Source organism: Streptomyces sp. NBC_00209 (assembly GCF_045206345.1).
In the GTDB taxonomy this organism is placed as follows: Bacteria; Actinomycetota; Actinomycetes; order Streptomycetales; family Streptomycetaceae; genus Streptomyces.
Window position 1 is genome coordinate 5,145,358 of record NZ_CP108121.1, and the last position, 22,582, is coordinate 5,167,939.

General features: G+C 72.7%; 20 protein-coding genes and 1 other RNA gene. 9 read left to right on the forward strand and 12 right to left on the reverse strand.

Annotated features, from left to right (window positions below):
• Positions 1–23 precede the first annotated feature (23 nt).
• The 4 genes from OG867_RS23405 to OG867_RS23420 all read left to right on the forward strand — a co-directional run bounded on the left by OG867_RS23405 (position 24) and on the right by OG867_RS23420 (position 3,587).
• Entirely contained in the window at positions 24–1,442 is a 1,419-nt protein-coding gene (locus OG867_RS23405) for an RNB domain-containing ribonuclease (RefSeq protein ID WP_406291138.1), read from the forward strand.
• A 64-nt stretch (positions 1,443–1,506) separates the two neighbouring features.
• Positions 1,507–2,016: a TetR/AcrR family transcriptional regulator gene (locus OG867_RS23410; protein WP_406288134.1), complete on the forward strand. Its 510-nt coding sequence runs from the start codon at positions 1,507–1,509 to the stop codon at positions 2,014–2,016.
• Positions 2,017–2,045: 29 nt separating this feature from the next.
• Positions 2,046–2,447, forward strand: an RNA gene (rnpB, locus tag OG867_RS23415) — RNase P RNA component class A.
• Positions 2,448–2,633: 186 nt separating this feature from the next.
• A complete protein-coding gene (locus tag OG867_RS23420; protein WP_406288136.1) occupies positions 2,634–3,587 on the forward strand; it encodes an IS481 family transposase in 954 nt (317 codons plus the stop codon).
• On the opposite strand, the gene OG867_RS23425 is transcribed toward OG867_RS23420, so the two are convergent.
• The 5 genes from OG867_RS23425 to OG867_RS23445 all read right to left on the reverse strand — a co-directional run bounded on the left by OG867_RS23425 (position 3,584) and on the right by OG867_RS23445 (position 9,489).
• Positions 3,584–3,799 (reverse strand): DUF397 domain-containing protein, encoded by a 216-nt coding sequence (locus tag OG867_RS23425; protein ID WP_406288138.1) that lies wholly within the window; start codon positions 3,797–3,799, stop codon positions 3,584–3,586. The genes OG867_RS23420 and OG867_RS23425 overlap by 4 nt on opposite strands.
• The gene (locus OG867_RS23430; protein WP_406288140.1) at positions 3,796–6,129 is read right to left on the reverse strand and encodes a tetratricopeptide repeat protein; all 2,334 of its coding nucleotides are present in this window, start codon (positions 6,127–6,129) and stop codon (positions 3,796–3,798) included. The genes OG867_RS23425 and OG867_RS23430 overlap by 4 nt, the downstream gene beginning before the upstream one ends.
• Positions 6,126–6,533, reverse strand: a complete 408-nt coding sequence (locus tag OG867_RS23435) for a hypothetical protein (RefSeq protein ID WP_406288142.1) — start codon at positions 6,531–6,533, stop codon at positions 6,126–6,128. The genes OG867_RS23430 and OG867_RS23435 overlap by 4 nt, the downstream gene beginning before the upstream one ends.
• Before the next feature lie 209 nt (positions 6,534–6,742).
• A complete protein-coding gene (locus OG867_RS23440; protein ID WP_406288145.1) occupies positions 6,743–8,437 on the reverse strand; it encodes a glycosyl hydrolase family 18 protein in 1,695 nt (564 codons plus the stop codon).
• A 686-nt stretch (positions 8,438–9,123) separates the two neighbouring features.
• On the reverse strand, positions 9,124–9,489 hold the full coding sequence (locus OG867_RS23445; protein ID WP_406288147.1) for a VOC family protein: 366 nt from the start codon (positions 9,487–9,489) through the stop codon (positions 9,124–9,126).
• Positions 9,490–9,675: 186 nt separating this feature from the next.
• Between OG867_RS23445 and OG867_RS23450 the strand changes: the two genes are divergently transcribed.
• The gene (locus OG867_RS23450; RefSeq protein ID WP_328899936.1) at positions 9,676–10,545 is read left to right on the forward strand and encodes a ScbA/BarX family gamma-butyrolactone biosynthesis protein; all 870 of its coding nucleotides are present in this window, start codon (positions 9,676–9,678) and stop codon (positions 10,543–10,545) included.
• A 7-nt stretch (positions 10,546–10,552) separates the two neighbouring features.
• On the opposite strand, the gene OG867_RS23455 is transcribed toward OG867_RS23450, so the two are convergent.
• Together OG867_RS23455 and OG867_RS23460 are read right to left on the reverse strand one after the other, a co-directional pair.
• Positions 10,553–11,425, reverse strand: a complete 873-nt coding sequence (locus OG867_RS23455) for a PhzF family phenazine biosynthesis protein (RefSeq protein ID WP_406288151.1) — start codon at positions 11,423–11,425, stop codon at positions 10,553–10,555.
• 54 nt (positions 11,426–11,479) lie between these two features.
• Positions 11,480–12,262 carry an SDR family oxidoreductase gene (locus OG867_RS23460; RefSeq protein WP_406288154.1) on the reverse strand — a complete coding sequence of 261 codons (783 nt, stop codon included), beginning with the start codon at positions 12,260–12,262 and terminating at the stop codon, positions 11,480–11,482.
• A gap of 240 nt (positions 12,263–12,502) precedes the next feature.
• Between OG867_RS23460 and OG867_RS23465 the strand changes: the two genes are divergently transcribed.
• Positions 12,503–14,131: an alkaline phosphatase D family protein gene (locus OG867_RS23465; protein WP_406288156.1), complete on the forward strand. Its 1,629-nt coding sequence runs from the start codon at positions 12,503–12,505 to the stop codon at positions 14,129–14,131.
• Here OG867_RS23465 and OG867_RS23470 read toward each other — a convergent pair.
• Positions 14,128–15,126 (reverse strand): Gfo/Idh/MocA family protein, encoded by a 999-nt coding sequence (locus OG867_RS23470; RefSeq protein WP_406288158.1) that lies wholly within the window; start codon positions 15,124–15,126, stop codon positions 14,128–14,130. The genes OG867_RS23465 and OG867_RS23470 overlap by 4 nt on opposite strands.
• A gap of 77 nt (positions 15,127–15,203) precedes the next feature.
• On the opposite strand from OG867_RS23470, the gene OG867_RS23475 reads away from it, so the two are divergent.
• Positions 15,204–16,502, forward strand: a complete 1,299-nt coding sequence (locus OG867_RS23475) for a multidrug effflux MFS transporter (RefSeq protein ID WP_328899931.1) — start codon at positions 15,204–15,206, stop codon at positions 16,500–16,502.
• A gap of 30 nt (positions 16,503–16,532) precedes the next feature.
• Complete coding sequence (locus OG867_RS23480) at positions 16,533–17,531, forward strand: small ribosomal subunit Rsm22 family protein (RefSeq protein ID WP_406288161.1); 999 nt, start codon at positions 16,533–16,535, stop codon at positions 17,529–17,531.
• 31 nt (positions 17,532–17,562) lie between these two features.
• Here the strand turns inward: OG867_RS23480 and ddaH are convergent, their stop codons facing one another.
• On the reverse strand, positions 17,563–18,378 hold the full coding sequence (ddaH, locus tag OG867_RS23485; protein WP_406288163.1) for a dimethylargininase: 816 nt from the start codon (positions 18,376–18,378) through the stop codon (positions 17,563–17,565).
• A gap of 317 nt (positions 18,379–18,695) precedes the next feature.
• Between ddaH and OG867_RS23490 the strand changes: the two genes are divergently transcribed.
• Positions 18,696–19,442 (forward strand): bifunctional DNA primase/polymerase, encoded by a 747-nt coding sequence (locus OG867_RS23490; RefSeq protein WP_328899928.1) that lies wholly within the window; start codon positions 18,696–18,698, stop codon positions 19,440–19,442.
• 23 nt (positions 19,443–19,465) lie between these two features.
• Here OG867_RS23490 and OG867_RS23495 read toward each other — a convergent pair whose 3' ends face one another.
• The 3 genes from OG867_RS23495 to efeB are packed head-to-tail and all read right to left on the reverse strand — an operon-like array spanning position 19,466 to position 22,580.
• Positions 19,466–20,368: a hypothetical protein gene (locus OG867_RS23495; protein WP_406291140.1), complete on the reverse strand. Its 903-nt coding sequence runs from the start codon at positions 20,366–20,368 to the stop codon at positions 19,466–19,468.
• Positions 20,319–21,287, reverse strand: a complete 969-nt coding sequence (gene efeU / locus OG867_RS23500; protein WP_406288166.1) for an iron uptake transporter permease EfeU — start codon at positions 21,285–21,287, stop codon at positions 20,319–20,321. The genes OG867_RS23495 and efeU overlap by 50 nt, the downstream gene beginning before the upstream one ends.
• Positions 21,288–21,317: 30 nt before the next feature.
• Entirely contained in the window at positions 21,318–22,580 is a 1,263-nt protein-coding gene (gene efeB / locus OG867_RS23505) for an iron uptake transporter deferrochelatase/peroxidase subunit (RefSeq protein WP_406288168.1), read from the reverse strand.
• Positions 22,581–22,582 lie beyond the last annotated feature (2 nt).

The following is a 22,582-nucleotide window of genomic DNA, read 5'->3' on the forward strand; positions in this document are numbered from 1 at the left end:
CCATGCCCCGCCGCCATCTGCACATGACCGGCGCAGCCGAGACCCCGCTGCGGGCGGCCCTGCGCGGCCTGCGCACCGAGCTGTCGCTCCCCGACGACTTCCCGCCCGAGGCGCTCGCCGAGGCGGCGGACGCCGCGCGGAGCCCGGAGCTCGCCGGGCACGCGGACGCGACGGACCTCCCCTTCCTCACCATCGACCCGCCCACCTCCACGGACCTCGACCAGGCGATGCACCTGGAACGCCGCGCCCACGGCTACCGCGTGCACTACGCCATCGCGGACGTGGCCGCGTTCGTGCGCCCCGGCGGCGCGCTCGACACCGAGGCCCACCGCCGGGTGACGACGCTCTACTTCCCGGACGGCCGGGTGCCGCTCCACCCGGAGGTCCTGTCCGAGGACGCCGCCAGCCTGCTGCCGGGCCGGGTCCGCCCCGCGGTCCTGTGGGAGATCGACCTCGACCCGGAGGGCGCGGCGGTCGCGACCCGGGTGCGCAGGGCCCTCGTACGCAGCCGCGCCAAGCTGGACTACGCGGGCGTGCAGCGGCAGATCGACGCGGGCACCGCGGAGGAACCCCTCGCCCTGCTCCGGGACATCGGCACGCTCCGCGAGGAGCAGGAAGTGGCCCGGGGCGGCATCTCGCTCCATGTGCCCGAGCAGGAGATCACCGAGCAAGACGGCCGCTACGGCCTGGCCTACCGCGCCCCGCTCCCCGCCGACGGCTGGAACGCCCAGGTCTCCCTGCTCACCGGCATGGCGGCGGCCCACCTCATGGCGGAGAGCGGCACCGGCATCCTGCGTACGCTGCCGGTCGCGCCCGACGGCGCGGTGGCCCGGCTGCGGCGCAGCGCCGAGGCCCTGCACATCGACTGGCCGCACCACGTCCCGTACGACCGGCTCGTCCGCTCGCTCGACGCGGGGCGCACGGACCACGCGGCGTTCCTCCAGGACTGCACGACGCTGCTGCGCGGCGCGGGCTACACGGTCTTCGACGGCGGTGACCTGCCGGTACCCGCCGTGCACGCGGCGGTGGCGGACCTGTACACGCACTGCACGGCGCCGTTGCGCCGCCTCGTGGACCGTTACGCCTCCGAGCTGTGCGTCGCGGCCTGCGAGGACCGGGACCCGCCGGAATGGGTCCTGGCCGCCCTGCCCGCGCTGCCCCAGGAGATGGCGGAGGGCACGCGCCGCGCCAACACCGTGGAGCGGGAGTCCGTGGACCTGGTCGAGGCGGCGCTGCTCAAGGACCGGGTGGGCGAGGTCTTCGACGGTTACGTGGTGGACGTGAAGGAGAACGAACCGGCCACCGGCACCGTCCACATCGACGCCCCGGCGATCGTCGCCCGCGTCGAGGGCACCGCGCCCCTGCCCCTGGGCGAGCGCCTGCGGGTCCGCCTGGCCCAGGCCGCCCCGGGCACGGCGAAGGCCCTGTTCGTTCCGACCTGACGGCGTCTCGTACGATCGCGAGTCCGGCCTCCGCGCCCCGCGCCCGTACGACGGAAGGACCGGCGTGACCGACCGTGCCCGCCAGCACCAGATCCTGGCCGCCGCCCGCATGCTCCTGGAGCAGGAGGGCCCGGAGGCGCTGACCATGCGCCGGCTCGCGGGCCTGCTGGGCATCACGGCCCCGTCCCTCTACAAGCACTTCCCGGACAAGTCCTCGGTGGTCGACGCGCTGGCCGACGCGATGCTGACGGAGACCGCCGAGGCCCTGGAAGCGGCGGAGACGGCTGCCCCGGGCTCCTTCCCGGCCCTGGCCACGGCCTACCGCGCCCACGCCCTGGCCCACCCCCACCTCTACCGCCTCACCACGTCCCGCCCCCACCCCCACCACTTGGAGGACCGCGCCGCCGCCCCCCTCTTCCGCGCCCTGGCCCCCGACGACCACCTGGCCCGCGCGGCCTGGGCCTTCGCCCACGGCATGGTCATGATGGAGCTGAACGACCGCTTCCCCACCCCGGAGTCCGTCACCACGGCCTGGACGGCGGGCATCACGGCACTGGCGTCGAGCCGCCTCTGACCGGCCGGGTAGCATGGCCCTACGGCAGACGAGCCGGGCGGACGGCCGCGTGGGGATCCTCGGATCCTCCCGAGGAACGTCCGGGCTCCACAGGGCAGGGTGATGGCTAACGGCCACCCGGGGTGACCCGCGGGACAGTGCCACAGAGAAGAGACCGCCCGGGACCTCGGTCCCGGGTAAGGGTGAAACGGTGGTGTAAGAGACCACCAGCGCCTGGGGCGACCCAGGCGGCTAGGTAAACCCCACCCGGAGCAAGGTCAAGAGGGGCCGTCGCGAGACGGCCCTGCGCGAACGTTCGAGGGCTGCCCGCCCGAGTTCGCGGGTAGACCGCACGAGGCCGGCAGCAATGCCGGTCCTAGATGGATGGCCGTCTCCCCGGCCGCCGCGAGGCGACCGGGCGACAGAACCCGGCGTACAGCCCGACTCGTCTGCCGCCACTCGCCCTCGTCGCCCGGCGCGAGGTACCCGCCCTCGACTGCCATGGCACAGGCCCTAGGTGTTCTGTCCGAGGAGGTTGTGGACGGGTGAGCCATATCTCGGCTGAGGGATCTTGAACGGGTGAGGGCCTTCCGGGTTCGGTGTGGATTGCGACATCTGCACCGACCAGAAAGGCCCTCGTGCCCCACCGTAATGCACCCCTGACCGAGACCGGCCGCCTGCGTCTGGCCCACTGCGTCGTCGAGGACGGCTGGCCCCTGCGGCGGGCGGCCGAGCGCTTCCAGGTCTCACCCACCACCGCCCAACGATGGGCGAGCCGCTACCGGGACCTCGGCGAGGCCGGCATGACCGACCGCTCCTCCCGCCCCCACCACAGCCCACGACGGACCCCGACCCGCACCGAACGCCGGATCATCAAGGTCCGACTCCTGCGCCGGTGGGGACCGGCCCGCATCGCCCACCTGCTGGGCCTGGTCCCCTCCACCGTCCACCGCGTGCTGGTCCGCTTCGGCCTGGCCCGCCTCACCCACCTCGACCGCGCCACCGGACACGTCATACGCCGCTACGAACGCGACCGCCCCGGCGAACTCGTACACGTCGACATCAAGAAGCTCGGCAACATCCCCGACGGCGGAGGCCACAAGGCCCTGGGCCGCCAGGCCGGCCGCAAGACCCGCTCGAACGCCGGCTACAGCTACATCCACACCGCCGTCGACGACCACTCCCGCCTCGCCTACAGCGAGATCCTCACCGACGAGAAGAAGGAAACCGCCACCGCCTTCTGGACCCGCGCCCACGCCTACTTCACCAGCGCAGGCATCACCGTCGAACGCGTCCTGACCGACAACGGCTCCTGCTACAAGTCCCACACCTGGCGCGACACGCTCGCAGCGGCCGGGATCGCCCACAAACGCACCCGCCCCTACCGCCCCCAGACCAACGGCAAGGTCGAACGCCTCAACCGCACCCTGCTCGACGAATGGGCCTACGCACGCCCCTACCGATCAGAACAAGAACGCCGCGACGCGTTCCCACAATGGCTCCACACCTACAATCACCACCGCGGACACACCGCACTCAAGGGCCAACCACCCACCAGCCGCGTCCCTAACCTCACGGGTCAGTACACCTAGTGCCGCGGGGTGCCAGGCGTTCCATTCCTCCGGACGGCCTCGACGAACGAGTTCCATGCCGTGTCCGGGAAATCGATCACATGACCGTGCGGAACTTTGGAGTCCCGTATCGGGGCCCTTCCCAGCGGGGGGGGGATGAGTATTTCCATGCATGCGTTGTCGGCCCCGCTGTAGCTGCTTCTGCGCCAGGTGCGGGCAATGGATTCGGTCAAGGCCGTTCCTCCTCATGGTGGTTCAACGCTCCGGTGGCCGCCGCCAGCTCGCGGCGGCAGCGTTCGGTGTCCGGGTGGGTGCCACCCAGCACGCGGACGCAGGCCGCCAAGGTCTCGGTCGCGGTATCGCGCGCCTCGGCGAGCGCGCCCCTGGCCCGCAGGATGCGGGACAGGAGGATCTGCACGGACAGCGTGTGGGGGTGCTCGTCCCCCAGGGCGTGTTGGCGCACCGACCGCACGGCCCGGGCGGCGGCCTCCGCTTCCTCCCACTGCTCAAGGTGGGTCAGGACATCGGCGAGCCGTTGCCGGGCCGCGAGCGTACGCGGATGATCGGTGCCCAGCGTCCGTTCGCGGCCCTCCAGCGTCCGGCGGGTGTGCACCTCCGCCTCCTGCCATTCGCCGGTACCCGCCAGGACCCAGGCGAGCGCGATGCGCGCGGTCAGCGTGTGTCCGTCCTCCGGGCCCAGCGCCGCCTCCGCGGCGCGCAGGTTCGACCGCCCCAGCGCCTCCGCCTCCGCCCAGCGGCCCTGTTGCCCGATGGCTTCGGCGAGGCAGCTGACGGCGTCGATCGTGTCGGGATGACCGGCCCCCAGGACCCGCTCGCGGCCCTCCGCCGCCTGCCGCATGTACCGCTCGTCGTCCGCCCAACGACCCAGCCCGTACAGGGCGAGCCCCAGCGCGTAGGCACTGTCGAGGGTGTCCGTGTGGCCGGCGCCCAGCAGTTCCCGCCGGGCCCGCAACGCGTTGCTCTGTGTCTCGACGGCCTGCGCGTAACACCCGAGTCCCGCCAGCGCGCGGCCGTGTGCGTGCAGGTCGTCCAGCGCCTCCGCCGACACGGCGTCCTCGGAGGCGCGGACCGCTTCGGCCGCCAGCGCCCGGGCGGCGGTGAGGTCGCCGCAGGCGAAGGCGTGCCCGCGCAGCTCGCGTACCACGGCCAGAGCCGTCGCCCGTACCTCGGCCCGCTCACGGCCCGTGCGGCGCAGCAAGTGGATCGCGTGCGGGGTGAGCAGCCGCAGGGCGTGTGGACCGGTGCCCTGATCCGCCCCGGCCGGGAGGAGCCCCTTCAGCAGGGTGGTCGCGGCGCGCAGCAGGGTGCCGCGCTGGTCGGCGGGCGTGCGCGCGGCCACGGTCTCCAGCAGGAGCGGATGGGCCCGCACGCCGCGTACGGTGGTGTGCCCGGCACCGACGGGCACGTCGAGCAGGGCCACGAGTGAGTGCGAGAGCAGTCCTTCGAGGGCTCCGTTGACCTGCTCGCCCCGCAGCGGGGGACCGGCGTCGGGCAGGCCGGCGGCGTCCAGGCCGGCCGGACGCAGCAGGGCGGCGGGCAACGGGTCCGGCGCGAAGCAGGAGATCAGCCGCAGCAGGGTCGTGGTCTCCGGTGCGCCCCGCTCGGAAAGGGCGTCCAGCGACAGCTGCCAGGTGCCGCTGATGAGCCTGCTCAGGTCCTGTTCGCCCGGTTCGGCTCCGCGGTCGATCAGGGACGGGTCGGCGTCGAGGCGTTTGAGGTATTCGTCCACGGTGACCGACTCCAGCAGTTGGCGGCCGAAATACGCGCCGGCCAGTGAGAGGGCGAGCGGGTGGCAGCCGAGGCGGGCGGCCAGCAGCTCCAGCTTGGCCTGTTCCTCGGCACCGACGGCCAGGTCACGCAGTACGTCGACGGCGTCGGCGATCCGCAGGACGTCCAAGGGGTGCCTGGCGGCAGCGCGCCGGGCGGGCGCGTTCGCGTTCCGGCTGGTGACCAGGACGATGCCGCGCCGGCTGGTCCGGAGCCACAGCTCGTCCCGGAAGACCTCCGGGTCGTTCGCGTTGTCGATGACGAGGAGCCAGCGGTCCGGCGAACGGTCGAGGTAGTGCCAGACGAAGTCCGCGGCGGCCCGCCGGTTGGTCCGGGCGGCGTCCACTTCTTCCTGCGAGGCGCCGCGGTCGTGCGCCACCGCCAGCATCCCGGAACGGAAGGAGGAGGGGTGGGACGCGTCCACCCACAGCCCGACGACACCGTCCCGCACCGCCTCGCCGAACACGGTCTGGGCGACCGCCGTCTTGCCGCACCCCGCCATCCCGCACACCACATGCAGCCCATGGCCCGCCGTGGCGGGATCGCGGATGTCGCGGAGGAGCGCCGCCCGCAGTTCGTGGCGGTCCCGCAGGGGAGAGCTCAGGGGTGAGGTGAGCGGCACCCGCACCGACTCGGGACTCGGCGCCGCCGGCTCGTGCTCGATGCTGTACGTGGTGATGTACTGGTTTCCGCCGGCCTGGTAGACCCGCCCGTGGCCGGTGGCCTCTGCTCCGAACTCGCCGGCCCCGTAAGGGATTCGGGCCGGCCGGGTCATCGTTCGGTGATGTGCTGGTCGCGCCCCGCGAGGTAGGCGCGGCCGTGCCCGGAGACCTGGGTGTGGAAGACCGGGCCCGGTGCGGGCCGTTCGGCCTCGGGGAGCGACCCGCGCACCTCGGCGAGCAGCCGCTCCAGCTGTTCGGCGACCTCCGGGTCCTCGGCCAGGATGCGCCGCAGCCGGCGCTGCCAGTCGCGCGCCAGGTCGGCCTCGCCCTGTGTGTCGCCGTCTCCGCGCGCGGCCAGGAGCTCCTCGCGGGTCTCGTCCAGCGCGAGCGTCACCTCGTCCGCCTGCGTGGGACGGAACCGGCGCCAGAGCGCGACGATCCCCTCGCGCGCCTGCATCCACGCGTCGGTGGCCAGGAGCGCCACCAGAGTGCTGCCGCCCGTGTCGACGATGTCCATGTGTACCGCCCCCTCGCCCGGCGATCCGCTCCCGGATCGCCCTGCGATCGTAGGGGCCCGGCCCGGCGAAATGCCGGGGAACGCGGACAGGGCACCCGTAGAGGGCCGAGGTTGGCCGGATCCTGCCGGCCGGGCCGGGCGGGCCGCTCGCGTTCCACGCACGAGCCCCCCGCCGGTCGCCGGCGGGGGGCTCACTTCGGGCGGGGCGCTCAGCAGGCGCCCTGGTCCTTCCAGACGCCCCAGTCACCGGTGCTGCCGGGGGTCTCGTTCTGGGTCCACCACTGGGCCTTGTACCTGCGGCCGTTGTGGGAGACCTCGTTGCCCGCGTTGTAGACCGTGCCGGCCACGTACGCCGGGACCGAGCCGCAGTCACCGGCGGGCGGGTCCGTCGGGTCGGTGGTGGGCGGGGTGGTCGGGTCCGTGGGGTCGGTGGTCGGCGGGGTGGTGGGCTCGGTGGTGGAGCCGCCGATCGCGGTGTTGATCTCGTTCAGCAGGGTGGTCTTGTCGTCCAGGCCGAGGAGGGAGTACATCATCGCGCCGGCCAGGCCGCGCTGCTTGGCGTAGTCGGCCCTGGCCTGGATGGACTTCTGGTCCAGGCCCGTGAAGAACTCGCCGTCCTTGTAGAAGTAGGACGCCTTCGCCTCGTCGTCCCAGTACGTCGTCGCCGGGTTGTCGACGATGCCGCCGAGCTCCTTGTAGTGCGCGATGCCTGCCTGCTGGCTCAGCGGGCGGGCGGAGGAGCCGCCGGTCGCGGACTGGGTCAGGCCGTGGGTGGTCCCCTCCGGGACGCCCTTCCAGCCGCGGTAGTAGAGCTCGTAGCCCAGGGTCAGCTTGTTCGCCGGGAAGCCGCCGGCGATGCCGTAGGCCGGCTTGCCGTCGAGCCAGGAGTCGACCGCGTTGTCGATCGAGTACTTCTCGGTACCGGGCGCGACCGGGTCGGAGGGGTCGTTGGCGCCCGAGTAGAGCGGCGACTGGTGGTACGTCGGCCCGTCGCCGTCCCAGGCGCCGTGCATGTCGTACGTCATCAGGTTCGCGTAGTCGAGGTACTGGCCGATCTTGTCGGTCTCGATGTTCGCGATCTTGTCCTGGCCGGCCCCGAAGGCCGCGGTCAGCAGGTACTTCTTGCCGCCGTTGGCGGCGCCGTACGCGTCGAGCTGCTTACGGAACTCCGCCAGCAGCAGCGTGAAGTTCTGCTTGTCCTCGGGGGCGTAGTGGTTGCCCAGGTGGCCGCCCGCGGAGGCCGGGTACTCCCAGTCGAGGTCGATGCCGTCGAAGATGCCGGCCGCCGCGCCGGCGCCGCCGAAGCCGCCCTCGACGGGCAGGTTGCCCTTGATGTACTGGTCGACGCAGGAGGAGACCAGCTTCTTGCGGCTCGCGTCCGTCTTCGCCGCGTCGCTGAAGTACTTGGAGTACGTCCAGCCGCCCAGCGAGATGTTGATCTTCAGGTGGGGGTACTTCGCCTTCAGTTCCCTGAACTGGTTGAAGACGCCCACGATCGGCTGGTCCCACTTGTCGGCCACGCCGTCGACGCTGTCCGCCGCGCTGAAGGACTTCTGGTAGTCGGCGTACGAGTCGCCCGCACCGTCACCCGCGTTGGGGTTGTTGTCGTCGCCCGCCGCCTTGTTGGCCTCGAAGCACGTGAGGTCGGTCGGGTGGATGTTGCCGAACGAGTAGTTGATGACGTCCAGCTTGCCGGCGATGCCCCGGGTGTCGAGCTGCTTCGGGTAGAAGGCGTTGCCGTACACGCTCCACTGGTCGTAGTACGCGATGCGCACGCCGCCCGGCGAAGCGGAAGCCGGTGCGTCGGCCGCCTGCGCCGAGCCGATGCCGACGGTCGCGGCGAGGCCGCCGGTGACGAGGGCCGTGCTCAGGAGCGCGGCGATCAGAGTTTTACGGGGGTGCACGTGCGGCCTCCAGCGGGGGAGCGGTGGTGCTGTGGATGGGCTGGAGCAGTGATAACCGGCCCGTGACCTGCACGTCAACGATTCCTACGAGATTAGGACTAGACCAATTTGACGCCGGGCGGGCCGTGCGGAGGGCGTGCCGTCGCCGGGTGGTCACCGGGCGCCGCCGGTGACCAGCGGCTTAAGGATCACTTAAAAATGGCGCCGCGAGTAGTTCGGTGACGAACCACTCGATGCCGAAAAGTGGAGGCGCGAACCGACGCCGTTCATCCCCCTTGACCGGACTCTGTCCGTCACTAAGGTCCAGACCTGCAGTGGACAGGTCTGGACCAAGGGCGCACGTCGCACCACCGAGAACTCGGCGACGACGGCGGCAACCCCTGCGCCTGCGCCTGACCGCACGACCCGCCCGGCGGGGGAGTGGTGCCCCCGCGCCGCCCGCAGCTTCGGCAGGCCCGCGACGACGACGCGGTCCGCGGCGCCCCGCTCGAAGAGGGCGGCGACCTGCGTGACGGCCTGGCGCGAGGTGCCTCATGCCCGTGAGGACGCCGTTGAGCCCCGCTGCCGGGCCGGCGTCCCCGCGGACCTGGTCCGGCAGCGGGCATACCGGGAGGCGGCCGCGAAGGGCGCGGAGCGGACGGCCGCAGTGGACGGGGCGGCGGAGACGACGGAGGCGGTACGGCGGCTCAGCGGTGCGTCAGTACGTTGACCACGCGGCCGTTCGGGTCGCGGACGAAGAAGCGGCGGACGCCCCACTCCTCGTCGTGCGGGCCGTACACGATCTCGGCCCCCTCGCGGACGAGTGCGGCGTGCACCGCGTCCACGTCGGCCACCTCCACGCTGAGGTCCGGGTTGACCGGGCCGGTCTCGTCCTTGGTCATGAAGCTGATCTGGGCGGCCGGCTGGGTGGGCGAGGCGAGGGTCATGATCCAGCCATGGTTCATGACCTCCTCGAAGCCGAGCAGGCCGTAGAAGGAGCTGGAAGCCCGCAGGGCGGACGCGTCCGCCCCGGCGCCCACCGGGATGTTGGGGACCACACGGTGCACGGACATGAGCCACTCCTGTCACATGGATGACGTTCGGTCGCCCGACTCACCTTAGGTCCTGGCTCCAGGGGGACTCGAGAGGCGGCGGGGAGGGTGGCTGGAGACTGTGGGTCGGGCCAGGGCAAACTGGCCAGGTCACAGCCGGGTCGGGGGCAACCGGCCCATCGAGCCGCAGTCTCCCGGGGGCGCCCCATGGTCCAGTTCTCCTCACGCGTCACCGGGGAGGAGCTCGGGCGGATGGCCCACCGCCCGGACGCGCGGGACCTCTTCCCGACCGGCGTGGCCCGGCTGGGCGACACCCGGTTCTGCGTGCCCGCGCACTGGCCGCGCGCCCACCGCTTCTTCACCCCCGTCGCCGGCCACCAGGACCCGCTGCTGATCGCGGAAACGATGCGGCAGGCGGCCATGCTGGTCTGCCACGCCGAACTCGGGGTGCCGCTCGGCGACGCGTTCGTGATGTGGGAGCTGCGCTACACCACCGCCGCCGAACACCTCGTGCTCGGCGACGAGCCCTGGGACGTCATGGTCGAGGTGAACTGCTCCGAGGTCCGCCGCCGGGGGCGCGGTCTCGGTTCGATGGGCGTCGACTTCGTGCTGCGCCGGGGCGGGGCGGTGCTCGCCGTCTGCGGTTCGCGGATCAGCTGCACCTCGGCCGCCGCCTACCACCGCCTGCGCGGCGACCGGTCCGCCGCCGTCGCCGCGCCCCCGCTCCCGGCGCTCGCGCCGCGCACCGCGGGCCGGGCCACCGAGCGGGACGTCGTCCTCGCGCCCCCCGTCGCGCCCGGGCGCTGGCCGCTGCGGCTCGACACCGGGCACCCGACGCTGTTCGGCCGCCCCAACGACCATGTGCCCGGCATCCTGCTCCTGGAGGCGGCCCGGCAGGCGGCCCACGCCACCGTGCCCGGCTTCCTCCCGGTCACCCTGCGCTCCGACTTCCTCCGCTACGTGGAGCTGGACCGGCCCTGCTGGATCGAGGCGAGGACGGCCCCGGCAGGGGTGCGGGTGCGGGCGCTGCAGGACGGGGAACCGGTCTTCACCTGCACGCTCGGCCGGCCGGTCTGAGCGGGGGTCAGGCCGGGTCCGGCAGCCGGGTGCCGGTCCCGCTCACCCGCACCCGCGCGTCGCCCGCCCCCAGCGTCACGGTGAGCGTGCCGGGGCGGCCCATGTCCTCACCCTGGTGCAAGGTCAGCACGGCGGCCTCCGGCACGAGGGCCAGCTCCCGCAGGTACGCCCCGAACGCGGCCGCCGCCGCACCCGTCGCCGGGTCCTCCACCACACCGCCCACCGGGAACGGATCACGGACGTGGAACACCGCGTCGGAGGCCCGCCACACCAGCTGCACGGTCGTCAGGTCCAGCCGGTGCATCAGCGCTTCCAGGCGCGCGAAGTCGTAGTCCAGCGCGGCCAGCCGCTCCCGGGTGGCCGCCGCCAGCACGAGGTGGCGCGCCCCGGCGTACCCGATCCGGGGCGGCAGGGCCGGATCGAGGTCGGCGGCCGGCCAGTCCAGCGCGGCCAGCGCCTCCGCGAGGTCGCCCGCGGCCACGTCCTCGACGCGCGGTTCCACGCTGGTCAGCGTCGCCCGCAGCTCGTCGCCCTCGCGGACCACGGTGACCGGCACCGTACCGGCGGGGGTGGCGAACTCCACCTCGCCCGGCCCGTCCCGCTCGGCGAGCGCGAGGGCGGCGGCGACCGTCGCGTGACCGCAGAACGGCACCTCGGCCTTCGGGCTGAAGTAGCGGACCGCGTAACCGCGCGCACCGGGCTCCGACGCCTCCGTCCGCCCGGTCAGGAACGCGGTCTCGCTGTAGCCGAGGCTCGCCGCCACGGCCAGCATGGCCGCCTCGTCGAGACCGGAGGCGTCCAGCACCACCCCGGCGGGGTTGCCGCCCTCGGGGTCGGCGGAGAAGGCGGTGTAGCGCAGGATCTCGGGAAGCTCGGTCATGTGCCGCTCAACCGCCCACGCCCCGGCGGCATTCCCGGTGCGGGGCGCGCCCCCTCAGCCCCGTCCCACGTACGGCATCGCCGTCGCCATCACCGTCGCGAACTGGACGTTCGCCTCCAGGGGCAGCTCCGCCATGTGCAGCACCGTGCGGGCCACGTCACCGGCCGCCATCACCGGCTCCACGGCCAGTTCGCCGTTGGCCTGGAGGGTGCCCGTCCGCATCCGTTCCGTCATCTCCGTCGCCGCGTTCCCGATGTCGATCTGGCCGCAGGCGATGCGGTACGGACGTCCGTCCAGCGACAGCGACTTCGTCAGGCCGGTGATCGCGTGCTTCGTCGCGGTGTACGCCACCGAGTGCGGGCGCGGGGTGTGCGCGGAGACGGAACCGTTGTTGATGATCCGCCCGCCCCGCGGGTCCTGCTCCTTCATCTGCCGGTACGCCGCCTGCGCGCACAGGAACGCCCCCGTCAGGTTGACGTCGACCACCCCGCGCCAGTCCTCGTACGCCAGCTCCTCGACGGGTCCGCCGGGGCCGAACGTCCCCGCGTTGTTGAAGAGCAGACCGAGGTGGCCGGCCCACTCCCGTACGGAGGAGAACAGCGCGTCCACGTCCTCGGGCCGGGTCACGTCGGCCGGGACGGTGATCACCCGGGCGTGCTCGCCGGCGAGGGCCGCCGTCTCGGCCAGGGCGCCAGGCCGGCGGCCCGCGAGCGCCACCGACCAGCCCGCCCCGGCCAGCGCGAGCGCCACCGCGCGGCCGATGCCGGACCCGGCGCCCGTGACCACCGCCACCCTTGACGGGGAGTTCTCCGCGGAATTCAACAGACTGTTGCTCATGCTGCCGCAGCGTACGCGCCGCCCCGGCGGGGTGATTCGGGACGGGGCTCCGGCGATTCCCGTGCCCGTACGACGCCGGCGGATGATCATGGATTTGGCCGCGAACGCGGAGTTTGCCCCTGGGGGCACCATCCTGCCGCACTCCTCATCCGGGCGACGCCCGCGCGACGCGAACACGTCAGCCTCCGGATGTGCCGGGCCGCTGGACTTCCCCCACACCACCAGTCAGGGGAGGGACAGATGACGCACTCATCGCCACAGCAGGAGATGCGCGACGCCGCCCGGCACACCGACCGCCGCCGCTTCCTCACGGTCACCGGAGCCGCCGCCGCGCTCGCCTTCTCGGTCGGGCTGCCCGCCGCCGGGACCGCCAGTGCCCGCGAGATGGAGGCCCGGAAGATCGGCGAGGACCCGTTCACGCTCGGCGTCGCGTCCGGCGACCCGCTGCCCGGCTCCGTGCTGCTGTGGACGCGGCTCGCGCCCCGCCCGTTCGAACCCGGCAGCGGACTCCCGGACGCCCGCGTCGAGGTCCGCTGGGAGCTGGCGTACGACGAGCGGTTCCACCGCGTCGTCCGGCGCGGCACCACGTACGCCCACCCGGAGTTCCACCACAGCGTCCACGTCGAGGTGCAGGGCCTCGCCCCGGACCGCGTCCTCTACTACCGCTTCCGCGCCGGACAGTGGACGAGCCCGGCCGGCCGTACCCGTACGGCACCGGCGCCCGGCGCCCGCAAGCGGGAACTGGCCCTGGCCGCCGTCTCCTGCCAGGCGTACCACGACGGCTACTTCACCGCGTACCGGCACCTTGCCCAGGAGGACGTGGACGTCGTCTTCCACCTCGGCGACTACCTCTACGAGTACGCCGTCACCGCCACCGGCGGCGCCCGCAACTACACCGACCGCACGCTGCCCGCGCTGTTCAACCGGGAGACGACGACGCTGGAGGACTACCGGCTGCGGTACGCCCTCTACAAGTCCGACCCCGACCTGCGCGCCGCCCACGCCGCGCACCCCTTCGTCGTCACCTGGGACGACCACGAGACAGAGAACAACTACGCGGGCGACATCCCCGAGAACGACGTGCCGCCGGAGGAGTTCCTGATCCGCCGCGCCGCCGCCTACCGCGCGTACTGGGAGAACCAGCCGCTGCGCACGCCCCAGCGGCCGACCGGCCCCGACATGCGGCTCTACCGCCGCCTGAGCTTCGGCCGGCTCGCCCAGTTCGACGTACTCGACACCCGGCAGTACCGCAGTGACCAGGCGTACGGCGACGGCTGGCAGACGCCCGGACCGGAGTCCGAGGACCCGAGGCGCACGCTGACCGGTGCCACCCAGGAGCGCTGGCTCATCGACGGCTGGCGCCACTCGCACGCCACCTGGAACGTCGTGCCGCAGCAGGTCACCTTCGCCCAGCGGCGCGACGTGCCCACCGACGCGTTCAAGCTGTCCATGGACTCCTGGGACGGCTACCCGGCCTCCCGCGACCGCATCCTCCAGGGCGCCGAGCGCGTCGGCGTGGACAACCTCATGGTGCTCACCGGCGATGTGCACGTCAGCTACGGCTTCGACATCAAGCGGGACTTCGACGACCCGGCGTCGCGCACGATCGGCACCGAGATCGTCACCACGTCCCTCACCAGCGGGAAGGACGGCTCCGAGAAGCCGTCCAACTACACCAACCTGATGGCGGCCAACCCGCACCTGAAGTTCTACAACGGGCGCCGCGGCTACGCCGTCGTCACCCTCCAGGAGCGGGCGGCCCGCGCCGACTTCCGTACGGTCCCGGCCGTCACCACACCGGGCGCCCCCGTCACCACCGCCGGCTCCTACGTCACCGAGGCCGGCCGCCCGGGTCTGAACCCGGCCTAGACGGCGTCCACCGGGTAGCGGACGCCGATGCGGTCACGCACCGCGTCGAGCGTCCGCATCACCGCGAGCGAACCCTCCAGCGGCACCAGCGGGGACTCCGTCTCGCCCGCCAGGACCGCCCGCATCACCTCGGCCGCCTCGTACTGCATCCCGGACAGGCCCTGCGGACCCGGGCCCGAGGTGATCTCCTCCGGCTCGGCGCCCGCCCGGTGCAGCACGAAGCCCTCCGGGTGGAAGAAGCTGTGCGGGATGTCGATCCGCCCGCCCGTCCCGATCACCGTCGCCGCCGTCGGGTGGTGCCCGACGATCGAGCAGGACAGCAGCGCGTTGGCCCCCGAGTCCCAGCCCAGCAGCATCCCGGTGTTCAGGTCCACGCCCTCCGGCGACAGCAGCGCGTCCGCCCGCACCCGGTCCGGCTCGCCCAGCAGCAGCTGCGCGAACGACACCGGGTAGACGCCCAGGTCCAGCAGCGCCCCGCCGCCCAGCCGGGGATCGCGCAGCCGGTGCTCCGGGCCCAGGTCCGCCGCGAAGCCGAAGTCGGCCTGCACGGTCCGGATCTCGCCGATCGCCCCGTCCCGCACCAGCTCGGTGAGGCGCCGGATCACGGGGTTGCAGTAGGTCCACATCGCTTCCATCAGGAAGACCCCGCGGTCCCGGGCCAGTTTCACCAGCTCCCGCGCCTCGCGCTCGTTCAGCGTGAACGCCTTCTCGCACAGCACGTGCTTCCCGGCCTCCAGCGCGAGCGCGGCGGCCTCCCGGTGCGCCGAATGCGGCGTGGCCACGTACACCACCTCGACCTCGTCGTCCGCGACCAGGCCGGCCCAGTCGCCGTACGCCCGCGGTATCCCGAACCGCTCCGCGAACGCCCGCGCCGAGGCGTCCGAGCGGGACGCCACGGCCACCACCTCCGCACCGGGCATGGCCCGCAGATCGGCGGTGAACGTCGCCGCGATCCCGCCGGTCGCCAGCACGCCCCAACGGACAGTCCTGCTCATGCACGCTCCCAAAAGGTGTCGACCATCCCCGCCGAGCTGAGAGCATAGAGCCGGATTCAACAACTATGGAGACGAGAATGCCGGAGAGCGGCCTCAGCGGGGCCCAGTACATACGCACCACCGACACCACCCCGCGAGGGACTCCTCCTACCGGCAGAGCCACCGCCGCCGCCCGGCGCACCGGCCTCCTCGTCACCCTCGTCCTCGGCGGCCTCACGGCGCTCCCGCCGCTGTCGATGGACATGTACCTCCCGGCGCTCCCCGCCGTCACGGACTCGCTGCACGCACCCGCCGCCACGGTCCAGCTCACCCTGACCGCCTGCCTCACCGGCATGGCGCTCGGCCAGGTCGTCGTCGGACCGATGAGCGACCGCTGGGGCAGGCGCCGCCCGCTGCTCCTCGGCATGGCCGTCTACGTGCTGGCCACCGCGCTCTGCATCTTCGCCCCGTCCGCCGGGCTCCTCATCGCCTTCCGCCTGCTCCAGGGCCTCGCGGGCGCGGCGGGCATCGTCATCGCCCGCGCCGTGGTCCGCGACATGTACGACGGCGTCGCGATGGCCCGGTTCTTCTCCACGCTGATGCTGATCTCCGGCGTCGCCCCCGTCATCGCCCCGGTCATCGGCGGCCAGGTCCTGCGGCTCACCGACTGGCGCGGCATCTTCGGGGTCCTGACCGTCGTCGGCCTGCTGCTCACCTTCGTCGTCTGGAAGTGGCTCGGAGAGACCCTGCCGCCCGCCGAGCGCCACACCGGCGGCATCGGCGACGCGCTGCGCACCATGCGCGCCCTGCTCGCCGACCGCGTCTTCACCGGCTACATGATCGCGGGCAGCCTCGCCTTCGCCGCCCTCTTCGCCTACGTCAGCGCCTCGCCGTTCGTCATCCAGGAGATCTACGGCGCCTCACCGCAGACCTTCAGCCTGCTCTTCGGCATCAACTCCGTCGGGCTGATCACGGTCGGCCAGATCAACGGCAAGCTGCTCGTCGGCCGGGTCAGCCTGGACAAGGCCCTCACCTTCGGACTCGTCGTCATCGTGGCCGCCGCGACCGCGCTGCTCCTGATGACCTCCGGGGTCTTCGGCGACGTCGGTCTCGTGCCGGTGGCCGCCGGGCTCTTCGTGCTGATGTCGGCGATGGGTCTCGCGATGCCCAACACCAACGCCCAGGCGCTGATGCGTACCAAGCACTCCGCCGGCTCCGCCTCCGCGCTGCTCGGCACCTCGCAGTTCCTGATCGGCGCCATCGCCTCCCCGCTCGTCGGGATCGCGGGCGAGGAGACCGCGGTCCCGATGGCCGTCGTCCAGCTGGTCTGCGCGACCGGCGCCCTCGCCTGCTTCCTGGGCCTGTGCCGCCCCTGGCAGCGTCCCTCGGCGATCTGAGCGGGCCGGCACCCCGCCTACAATTCATCGGTGATCGCCACCCTCCCCACCGCGGACGCCCTGCGCGCGGCCCTCGCCGGACTCCTGGACGGGCTGCCGCCCAAGCAGGCCGGCCAGGCAGTCGAGCGGCTCATCGCCCACTACCGGGGCACGATTCCCACCGACACCCCGGTGCTCCGAGACCGCTCGGACGTGGTCGCGTACGCGGCGTACCGGATGCCCGCCACCTTCGAGGCGGTACGGTCCGCCCTCGACGCGCTCCGCGAGGCCGCCCCCGACTGGGCGCCCGCCACGCACACCGACGTCGGCGGCGGCACCGGGGCGGCGAGCTGGGCCGTCGCGGGGGAGTGGGAGGGCCACCGCACCACCGTCCTGGACTGGGCCGAGCCCGCGCTCGCCCTCGGCCGCGAACTGGCCGCCGCCTCCGGAGCCCCCGCCCTGCGTACGGCGGACTGGCGGCGGGCCCGCATCGGCGAGGACCTCGACCTCGCCCCGGCGGACCTGGTCACGATCTCCTACGTGCTCAACGAGCTGACCGTCCCCGCCCGCACCGCCCTCATCGACGCCGCCGCCCGGGCCGGGCAGGCCGTCGTGGTCGTGGAGGCCGGGACCCCCGACGGCTACGCCCGGATCATCGACGCCCGGGACCGCCTGACCGCCGCCGGGCTCACCGTCGCCGCGCCCTGCCCGCACAGCGGAGCCTGCCCCATCGAGCCGGGCACCGACTGGTGCCACTTCTCGGCCCGGGTCAGCCGCTCCTCGCTGCACCGGCAGGTGAAGGGCGGCTCACTGGCGTACGAGGACGAGAAGTTCAGCTACGTCGTCGCCACCCGGTTCACGCCCCTGCCCGTGGCCGCCCGGGTCGTCCGCAGGCCCCAGATCCGCAAGGGGCAGGTGCTCCTCGACCTCTGCACCCGCGACGAGGGCCTGCGGCGCGACACGGTCACCAAGCGGCACGGCGCCCTGTACCGCGCCGCCCGGGACACCGACTGGGGCGACGCCTGGCCGCCCCCGGAGGACGCGGCCTAGTACTGCAACCGCATGAGATGCGGTTGCAGTACTAGGCCCGCAGCTCCTGCGTACAGCACTTCACGCTGCCGCCGCCCTTCAGCAGCTCGCTCAGGTCCATCGGCACCGGCTCGAAGCCGCGCGCCCGGAGCGGGGCGAAGAGCCCCGTCGCGGCCTGCGGCAGCAGTACGTGGAGGCCATCGCTCACCGCGTTCAGGCCGAGCGCCGCCGCGTCCACCTCACCGGCGATCAGCGCGTCCGGGAAGAGCCGCGCCAGGACCGCCCGGCTGCCCGGTGAGAACGCCTGCGGGTAGTACATGACCTCGTCGGCCGCGTCGTCCAGCACACACAGGGCCGTGTCCAGGTGGTAGTAGCGGGGGTCCACCAGGTCGAGGCCGAGCACGGGCCGCCCGAAGAACTCCTGCGCCTCCGCGTGCGAGAGCGGCGACGACCGGAAACCCCGGCCCGCCAGCACAAAGGAAGCGGTCACCGCGAAGTCGCCCTCGCCCTCGTTGACGTGGTCCGGCTCGTGGACCTCGGTGAAGCCGTGGCCGAGGAACCAGTCGCGGTGGGCGGCCGCCTCCTCGAACCGTTCCTGGTAGGCGAAGCGGGCGCCCAGCACCCGGCCGTCGATCACCGTGGCCCCGTTCGCCGCGAAGACCATGTCCGGCAGACCGGGGTGCGGCTCCAGCAGGTCGACGGTGTGGCCGAGGGCCCGGTAGCGGTCGCGCAGGTCCTCCCACTGGGTCTGCGCCAGCGGCAGGTCGACCGGCTTGGTGGGATCCATCCACGGATTGATGGAATACGTCACCTTGAAGTGGGAAGGGGCACACATCAGATAGTGCCGGGGTGTGGCTTCACGAGGCATTGAGGCTCCTCACGAATCGTCGCGGCGGCTGGTGGCCGCTGCGGCCGGTGCGTCGCACGGGTGTGTGCGTGAGCTCATGGTGCGCCGTACGGGGCCCCCGGCGCTGTGGTCCGAACGGGTGGTTCGCGCGGACGCGAACCCCGGGCGCGTGACGCGGCCCGGCCGGGACCGGTCACCACACGTGCTCTTTCATGACAAAGCGTGTGATAGTTCCCCCCCTGCGGCATCGACCGTCCCACCCCGCTTCCGGACTCTGGCCACCCGAGGCGCAGGATGGTGGGACCATGGGCAGGGGCAACGCAAAGGCAAGGGGATAGATGGGCGCCGATTTCGGCCGTAATCGCGGCTCAGAGAGCAAGATTTCCCAGTGGCTGCGGCGACGACCCAAGCCGCAGCAGCGCGAGGTCGACGACGCCGCACGGGAGGCGCTGCTCCTGGCTGTCGCCGAGGCCGGAATGCCGATCGCACCCGCCGCCCACCCGGTCGGCTACCGATGTTCGTGCGAACGCATCGGCTGCCCCACCCCGGCCCGCCATCCGCTCTCCTTCGCCTGGCAGACGCAGTCCACCACCGACCGCGCCCAGATCGAGCGCTGGGCCAGCACTCAGCCGCAGGCCAACTTCATCACCGCGACCGGCATGATCCACGACGCCCTCGACGTCCCGCTGGCGGCCGGTGAGCAGGCCCTGGAACGGCTCCTCGCCGCCGGGGTCGAGGTAGGGCCCGTGGCCCGCTCCGGCGACGACCGGATGCTGTTCTTCACCGCGACGCGCGGTACCCCGGAGGACGAGGACGAGTGGTGGCCGTGCGAGCTGGACTGCCACCCCGAGACGATGGACGAGCACCCCGGCCTGCGCTGGCACTGCCGGGGCAGCTACGTCCTGCTGCCCCCGGCCCAGCTCCCCGGTGAGCTGGACGTCGCCTGGCTGCGGGGCCCCGAGCACCCGCTGCCCGACCCGCTGACGCTCCTGGAGACCCTGACGGACGCCTGCGCGCGGTTCGTCGGCTCCGAGGGCCAGAGTGAGGTCGACCACGAATCGGTGGCCTGGCCGCTGCGCCGGTAGCCGGGGGCCCGGGGCCCAGCGCCTTACGAGCCCTTCGCCGAGGTCAGCCCGGGCAGTCGGCTGAGCACGGTCACCCTGCCCGCGCCGGCGCCCTTCTTCGGCACGTACACCAGCTGGCTGGAGACCCGCTCCTTGGTCAGCGTGCTCTTCACCTCGCCGGTGAGCAGCGCCTCCACATCGGGGTCGACCGCCGGGCGCAGCCCCGGCGCCGCGGTCTGCCGCTCGAAGTGCCTGCTGCTGAAGAAGACCAGCGCCCCGCCGTCCTCGGTGGCCACCCCCAGCGGGGCGTACGCGCCACCGTCCAGCGGCTGGTCGGCGTACTGGTACGAGAACCCGGCCCGCCGGGTGTTCAACCGCGCGTCCCGCCACTGCGAGGTGGCCGCCCCCGGGGCGAAGACGTCCGGGGCGCCCTGCTGGAGGTACTGCGTGTACCGCGTGCCGAGATCGCGCGGGGCCACGGCCAGGCCCGGTCCGTCCGCCGCGACCGGCGCGGCGTCCGTCGCGACAGCGGGCAGCCGGTTCTTGGTGACGACCGACAGATAGGCGGCCTTCCAGCCCGCGTCGGGGCCGGTCTTCGTGAACGCCAGCAGCCAGCGGCTGTTCTTCCCGCCCTCGTCCGTGTCGCGGTTGGAGCCCGTGTCGGCGAGGAACCAGCGCGGCCAGCCCGCCTTCTCGGGGATGACGAAACGGGCGTCGGTCAGCTGCAGCGGCTGGTGCCGGGAGTTGCCGGTGGGCGCTATCCGGTGCCGGGCCTTCAGCCCCGCCTGGTTGACGGCGCCGAGCGAGCCCGTCACCACGTCCGCGTCCAGCGCCGGATCGTACGCCTTGTCGGCGGCGTTGTACGCGGCGGTGAACTCCTTCAGTGCCCGGGCGGCCTCAGACCTCGTCGCCGCCGGTACGGCTGCCCGCTCGCCGTGCACCGTCACGCACCCGCTCGCCGTCAGGCTCAGCACCGTCGCCACCGCGAGCCCCGTCGCCCGCCGCACCGGCCCCAGACTTCTCATCCGCTGCTTTCCGCGCCTTCTGATCCGTCGCCACTGACCGTCCGAACCCTACCGGGGACAGGAACAGCGCGAGGGTCGGGACCAGATACAGCGCCCAGACGGTGAGTTGGAGGACGGTGGGGTCCGGCTGGAAGTTGAACGTGCCCTTCAGCAGCGTCCCGTACCAGCTGTCCGGCGGGATCGCGGAGCTGATGTCGAACGCGCGGTTCTGCAGACCGCCCAGGAACTCCGCCTCCTGGAGGTCGTGCACGCCGTACGCCAGCACACCCGCGGCGACCACCACCAGCATCCCGCCGGTCCAGGTGAAGAACTTCGCCAGGTTGATCTTCAGCGCGCCCCGGTAGAACAGCCAGCCCAGCACGACCGCCGTGGCGATGCCGAGCACCGCGCCGATCATGGGGTGCCAGCCGTCGTCCGCCGCGTGCACCGCCCGCCACACGAACAGCGAGGTCTCCAGGCCCTCCCGGCCGACCGCCAGGAGCGCGGTCGCGACGAGCGCGCCGGTGCCCATGGCGAGCGCCGCGTCCAGCTTGCCGTGCAGCTCCGCCTTGAGATGACGGGCGGTCCGCCGCATCCAGAAGACCATCCACGTCACCAGGCCCACCGAGACGATGGACAGCGAACCGCCCAGCGCCTCCTGCGCCTTGAACGTCATCTCCTGCGAGCCGAACTCAAGACCGGCGCCGAAGCCCAGGCTGACGACGATCGCGATCGACACACCGATCCAGATCGGCAGCAGCCGGTTCCGGTTGCCGGTCTTCACCAGATACGCGATGAGAATGCAGACGACCAGGCTGGCCTCAAGGCCCTCACGCAGCCCGATCAGGAAGTTGCTGAACACGTCTCGGTTCCCTTTCCGCTTCGAGTCCCGTTACGAGAACAGCGCCCGGCCCCACCAGTCGTCCTTGTCGCGGACGCCCGGTGGGACGGCGAAGTGCGCCGAACCCACGTGCTGGATGTACTCGTTGAGTGCGTCGTGTGCCGCCAGGCGCCGCTGCAGAGGAACGAACGCCTTGCGGGTGTCGCGCTGATAGGCCAGGAAGAACAGCCCCGCGTCGAGCCGGCCGAGGCCGTCGGTGCCGTCCGTGAAGGAGTAGCCCCGGCGCAGGATCATCGCCCCGCCGTTGCTGTCCGGGTGGGCGAGGCGCACATGCGCGGTCGGCAGCATCGCCTTCAGGAACGGCTCGTCGCGTTCCTTCGACTTGCCGACCGGCGCGCCCTCGCCCTTGTCGCGGCCGAAGACGTCCTCCTGCTCCTGGAGCGAGGTGCGGTCCCAGGTCTCGATGTGCATCCGGATGCGCCGGGCCACCAGGTACGAACCCCCGGTCATCCAGTCGGGCCCGTCCCCTTCCCCGGCCCACACGTGCGTGCCGAGGGCGGCCGTGTCGGTGCCGGAGATGTTCCGGGTGCCGTCCTTGAAGCCGAGCATGTTGCGCGGGGTCCGGTCGTCCGGCGTGGTCGAGGACGTCTTGCCGAAGCCCAGCTGCGACCAGCGGATCGCGGTCCGGCCCATGCCGATCCTGGCGAGGTTGCGGATGGCGTGCACGGCCACCTGCGGGTCGTCCGCGCACGCCTGGACGCACAGGTCGCCGCCGCTGCGGGCTTTGTCGAGGTTGTCACCGGGGAACTTCGGCAGGTCCACCAGCGCCCCGGGCCGCCGTCCTTCGAGGCCGAACCGGTCCTTCGCGAACAGCGAGGGCCCGAAGCCGAAGGTCAGCGTCAGCCGGGACGGCCTCAGCCCCAGCGCCTCGCCCGTGTCGTCCGGCGGCGCCTCGGGCAGACCCCCGTACGCCCCGTCGCCGACCGCGTGCCCGGCGGTCATCCGCTCGGCCGCCCGGGTCCACTCCTTGAGCAGCGCGATCAGTTCGGCCCGGTCCTTCGTCGTCACGTCGAACGCGGCGAAGTGCAGCCGGTCCTGGACGGCGGTGGCGATCCCGGCCTGGTGCGCCCCGTGGAACGGCACCGCGGCGCCGCTGTCGGCGGTGGCCCGGCCGTCGTCACCGGAGCGGGCCGCGGCGACGCCCACGCCGGCCGCGGCGGCGCCGAGCGCGAGCCCGGCACCGCCCCAGCCCAGCAGTGCGCGGCGCGACGGGGTGCTGCCGTCGGCGGGTGCCTCGCGGGTCTCCTCGGTCATGC

Bases quoted from the DNA above. Each gene is read 5' to 3' on its own strand.
- OG867_RS23405 (WP_406291138.1), top strand. From the start codon at position 24: ATGACCGGCGCAGCCGAGACCCCGCTGCGGGCGGCCCTGCGCGGCCTG.
- OG867_RS23430 (WP_406288140.1), bottom strand. From the start codon at position 6,129: ATGACCCGGCCGGCCCGAATCCCTTACGGGGCCGGCGAGTTCGGAGCA.
- OG867_RS23435 (WP_406288142.1), bottom strand. From the start codon at position 6,533: ATGGACATCGTCGACACGGGCGGCAGCACTCTGGTGGCGCTCCTGGCC.
- OG867_RS23445 (WP_406288147.1), bottom strand. From the start codon at position 9,489: ATGTCCGTGCACCGTGTGGTCCCCAACATCCCGGTGGGCGCCGGGGCG.
- OG867_RS23450 (WP_328899936.1), top strand. From the start codon at position 9,676: ATGGTCCAGTTCTCCTCACGCGTCACCGGGGAGGAGCTCGGGCGGATG.
- OG867_RS23455 (WP_406288151.1), bottom strand. From the start codon at position 11,425: ATGACCGAGCTTCCCGAGATCCTGCGCTACACCGCCTTCTCCGCCGAC.
- OG867_RS23460 (WP_406288154.1), bottom strand. From the start codon at position 12,262: ATGAGCAACAGTCTGTTGAATTCCGCGGAGAACTCCCCGTCAAGGGTG.
- OG867_RS23465 (WP_406288156.1), top strand. From the start codon at position 12,503: ATGACGCACTCATCGCCACAGCAGGAGATGCGCGACGCCGCCCGGCAC.
- OG867_RS23470 (WP_406288158.1), bottom strand. From the start codon at position 15,126: ATGAGCAGGACTGTCCGTTGGGGCGTGCTGGCGACCGGCGGGATCGCG.
- OG867_RS23475 (WP_328899931.1), top strand. From the start codon at position 15,204: ATGCCGGAGAGCGGCCTCAGCGGGGCCCAGTACATACGCACCACCGAC.
- ddaH (WP_406288163.1), bottom strand. From the start codon at position 18,378: ATGCCTCGTGAAGCCACACCCCGGCACTATCTGATGTGTGCCCCTTCC.
- OG867_RS23490 (WP_328899928.1), top strand. From the start codon at position 18,696: ATGGGCGCCGATTTCGGCCGTAATCGCGGCTCAGAGAGCAAGATTTCC.
- efeB (WP_406288168.1), bottom strand. From the start codon at position 22,580: ATGACCGAGGAGACCCGCGAGGCACCCGCCGACGGCAGCACCCCGTCG.